The organism is Acidobacteriota bacterium (assembly GCA_022340665.1).
Taxonomy (GTDB): Bacteria; Acidobacteriota; Thermoanaerobaculia; order Thermoanaerobaculales; family Sulfomarinibacteraceae; genus Sulfomarinibacter.
On the sequence record JAJDNM010000139.1, the window covers coordinates 1 to 3,825 of the forward strand.

Consider the following 3,825-nt stretch of genomic DNA (forward strand, 5'->3'; position numbering starts at 1 on the left):
CACTCCGTGCATCAGATCTCCTCAGCGAAGCTGGTTCACGATCCTCTCGATACCCGTCTCCATCGCCTCGGCCGGCTGTCCCGCGTAACAGAGCCGGAAAAATCCTGGTTCGCCAGCCCGGCAGGCGGCGCCGGGGGTGAGGTTGACCCGGGCTTTTTCGACGATCCTGAGCCACAGCGCGTGCTCGGCCTCCCAGGTCTGTGCCGCGAGGTGCTGCCTGAGGTCGAGCAACACGAAGACACCCGCATCGGCGGGGTGATGGTGTATCCCGCCCTCGTCCAACATCGCTGCCAGGCGGGTGTGCGAGCCACGAAGCAGCTTCCTCATCGAGACGATGTAGGATTCGACCCAGGCTTCGTCGGAGATCAGATCGCCGAGCAAATACTGGGTGTGGCCGGAGCAGCACGCCCAGTAGGCGAGCGTGTCGACGGCAGCGTTGACGGCTTCGTTCTCGCTGACCAGGACGCCGCAGCGTAGGCCCGATGCGCCAAAGTCCTTGGAGAAGGCCCAGACGATGTGGACCTGTTCGCCGAGCGACGGCAGCAGCTCGGCGCAGCTGGTGAAGGTGCGCGCGCCGAAGACCGACAGGGCATAGATCTCGTCGAAGACGATGTGCAGGTCGCGGTCGTTCGCCCATGCCAGGACCTGTTCGATCTCCTCGGGCGAGGGGACCGTGCCGAGGGGGTTGTCGGGCGAGGTGAAGAGCAGGGCCTTGACCGGTCGGCCGGCGGTGGCGACGGCGCGGTCGAGCATTTCCGGGGTTAACCGGAAGCCGTCCTCGATCGAGCGATGCACCGGAATTATGGAGAGCCTCGCGCGCAGCTCGAGATCCATCCAAAAACCGGCGTAGCTCGGAGTCGGCACGAGCACGCCGTCGCCAGGATCGCCGATGGCTCGGAAGAGGAAATCGAGCACGCTGCCGGCGCCGGCGAGGACGGAAATCTGCTCCGGCTTGAACTTTCGCCCGAGAAAGGTCCGGCCCATGAAGCTCGAGAGCTGCTCGCGGAATCGAAGCGAGCCGGTCATGGAGTCGTAGAAGAGGGTGGAGGGCGGGACCTTAGGTGCCCGAGCAAGGCGGTCGGACACCAACTCGGCTACCAGGCGGTTTTCGGCTTCGCACAGGCCGATGTATCCGTCGGGATTGGTGGCCGAATCGAAGGGATCGAGCAGGCATTCGGTGTGCCGCTCCAGGTACTCGGGAATGGACTGTCCGGAAAGCATGTCCTGCGCGCGGCGCGACAGACGTCGAGTGTTGCTGCTCATGGCTGGTCATTGTACCGGACGGGTCGCGTCACCGTTGTTGTTCCGAGCGAGACCGGAGTAGTGACTTCATGAATAATTCGGGCTAGGCTCAGACCGATGCTTCGATTGCAGCGATTAACGATATTGGCTCTCCTCTCCGTTTGGACGGCGGCGTGCGTGAGTTCCTCCGGGGAGAAGATGCCCGAAGGATTCGTCGATGCGGCGAGCGTCGTGCCCGACCTGGTCGTCGACATGCGCTACGCGGGCTCTGACAACTTCGTCGGCCGACCGGTCGACGGCTACGAGGCGCCCGTCTGCATCCTGACCGTGGAGGCGGCGGAAGCCCTCGCAGAGGCTCAGGCCGAGCTGGGAGCCCGTAGCCTGGGCCTCAAGGTGTTCGACTGTTACCGACCAACCCGGGCGGTGGCCGATTTCGTGCGTTGGGCACAGGACGAGGCCGACACCAAGACACAGGCCGAGTTCTACCCGGACCTCGAGAAGTCGGAGCTCTTCGGCCTGGGTTACATCGCCGAGCGCTCCGGCCATTCGCGTGGTTCGACCGTCGACCTGACGCTCGTCTACCTACCCGACGAAACGGAAGCGCCGATGGGGACCGGCTTCGATTTCTTCTCGGAACGATCGTGGACAACCGATCCGGAGCAACCGGCCGAGGTGCGCACTCACCGGCTGCTGCTGTTGTTCATCATGCAGAGGCACGGTTTCGAGCCGTATGAAAACGAGTGGTGGCATTTCACGCTCGCCGACGAGCCCTTCCCGGATACCTATTTCGACTTCCCGGTGAGGTGATTTCATATTTCGAATTCCCGCCCGCCGCTACGAAAGCAGGGTGAGGGTGTTGCATGGGTGGAATATACCCGCCCCTACCAACTCATCGGTGGATTCCGGATCCTAGGCTTCCATTTCCTTGACGACTACGCTGCCCGGGTCGGCCACGCCGATCCCGAGCCGAGTGGCGTTTTCGAAGGTGTATCTGGTGAATCCCACCTCGTAGGGTTCGTAGACTTCCTTGAGCACTCCGGCCGCATACACGTCCGCCGCCACCGGATCGCCGCTGATGATCAGGCGGTTGGCGTCGCGCGGCAGCCCGGAGGCGAAGCTGCCGTGGTTCTTGCACAGCACCTGCCTGGCGTCAATCACGGTCATCTCGGGGCTCACCGCCATGGCGCATTCGGCCACTGCCAGACAGAGTCGCCGCGTGATGTCGGCCTTCGGCATGGAGTCATACCGCGCCTTGTTGTGATCCCCCCAGAGGTGCATGTCCTCGGTCGTCGGCACGTCGAGCACGCCCATGCTGTTCTTCAGCGAGCATGTGAGGTTGGTCTGCGAGTGCTTCTTCAGGGTCGGCATGTTGATGATCAGTCCGGCCTCATAGATCTTCTTGATGACTCCGATCGAGGGCATCGTCGTCCAGCTGTCGTCGCCCACATGGACGGTCGGCGCCTTTGCGTCGTCCATCAGCGAGTCGGTCGTGAATCCACCCTTTTTCGCGAGATCGTTCAGACCGCTCCAGTCGAACTTGCCGCCCGCCTCGCCGTTGGCCAGGCGCTTCCCCCGACGGTCCGCCACGGTGATGTCGTTGAAGCCCTCTTTCTGAAGGTAGTCGACCGTCGTCAGGACGGAGTTTTCGTCGGTTGTCGTGGGATAACGTGTCTTCTTGTCGAAGACAAAGTTCGGCTTGACGATGACCGACCGGCCGCTGCCGAGCCTGGCGAATCCTCCCAGAGCTTCCATGCCCTTTGCCAGCATGCTGGTGAAATCGGTGCCTCGCACCACGACGACGATCGGTTTTCCGTTCTCGACAAACGGGTTGGGAACCCGCCTACGGATCGGAGAAAGGGCCTGTTCGACCGTGCCGGTGGCGGCGAAGCTCCTCAGGGCGGACGGTCCCGCGAGGCTGAGCGCCGCCATATCGCGGAGAAAACGTCTGCGTGTTCGGCCATCATCTGTCATCGCTGATCACCCCCAGTCCAATTCTACGGAGTGAAGATCGGTTGGTTCCTCAGGATGCGGCCTCGAGGATCGCTCGGACGTGGACCTCGGTCGTGTCGAGCACCGCGACCGGAAGGTCCTCGGCCGAGATCACGAGTGGGATCTCGGTGCAGCCGAGGATCACCGAGTCGACGGCGTCCGCCTCGATGTGATTCGCACAGATCTCGAGGTAGCGTTGGCGGATTTCGGGGCTCACCCGTCCGAGCGCCAGATCGTTGTAGATCGTGTGGTCGATGAACACCCGGTCTTCCTCATGAGGCAGGACGATCTCGATGCCGGCCCCCCCCGCGAACGCATGCGGGTACATCTCGGCCTCCATCGTCGTCCTGGTTCCGAGCAGGAGCGAGCGCCGGAATCCACCCTCCCTTGCCGCGTCTCGCGTCGCCGAGACGATGCTCACCAAGGGCAGGGTGGTCCTCGGGAGGATCTCGTCGAGGTAGGTGTGGGGCGTGTTGGCGGTGAACGAGCCGATCTCGGCTCCGGCCCGCTGCAGTCGTTGCAGGACATCGAGAAGGAAATCCACCACCTCCGATCGTTCGCCGTCGCGCTGCAGCCGGACCAGCTCGGCGAGGT

At 63.3% G+C, this 3,825-nt stretch carries 4 protein-coding genes; 1 reads left to right on the forward strand and 3 read right to left on the reverse strand.

From position 1 onward, the window contains the following. Nucleotides 1–21 precede the first annotated feature (21 nt). Nucleotides 22–1,263 carry an aminotransferase class I/II-fold pyridoxal phosphate-dependent enzyme gene (locus LJE93_15520; protein ID MCG6950323.1) on the reverse strand — a complete coding sequence of 414 codons (1,242 nt, stop codon included), beginning with the start codon at nucleotides 1,261–1,263 and terminating at the stop codon, nucleotides 22–24. A gap of 96 nt (nucleotides 1,264–1,359) precedes the next feature. Between LJE93_15520 and LJE93_15525 the strand changes: the two genes are divergently transcribed. Then, entirely contained in the window at nucleotides 1,360–2,049 is a 690-nt protein-coding gene (locus LJE93_15525; protein ID MCG6950324.1) for a M15 family metallopeptidase, read from the forward strand. 102 nt (nucleotides 2,050–2,151) lie between these two features. Here LJE93_15525 and LJE93_15530 read toward each other — a convergent pair whose 3' ends face one another. Both LJE93_15530 and LJE93_15535 read right to left on the reverse strand, forming a co-directional pair. After that, nucleotides 2,152–3,213, reverse strand: coding sequence for a DUF362 domain-containing protein (locus tag LJE93_15530; GenBank protein ID MCG6950325.1), 1,062 nt, complete (start codon nucleotides 3,211–3,213; stop codon nucleotides 2,152–2,154). Nucleotides 3,214–3,262: 49 nt separating this feature from the next. After that, nucleotides 3,263–3,825 (reverse strand): amino acid racemase (locus tag LJE93_15535; GenBank protein ID MCG6950326.1); only part of this gene is annotated, 563 nt, incomplete at its 5' end.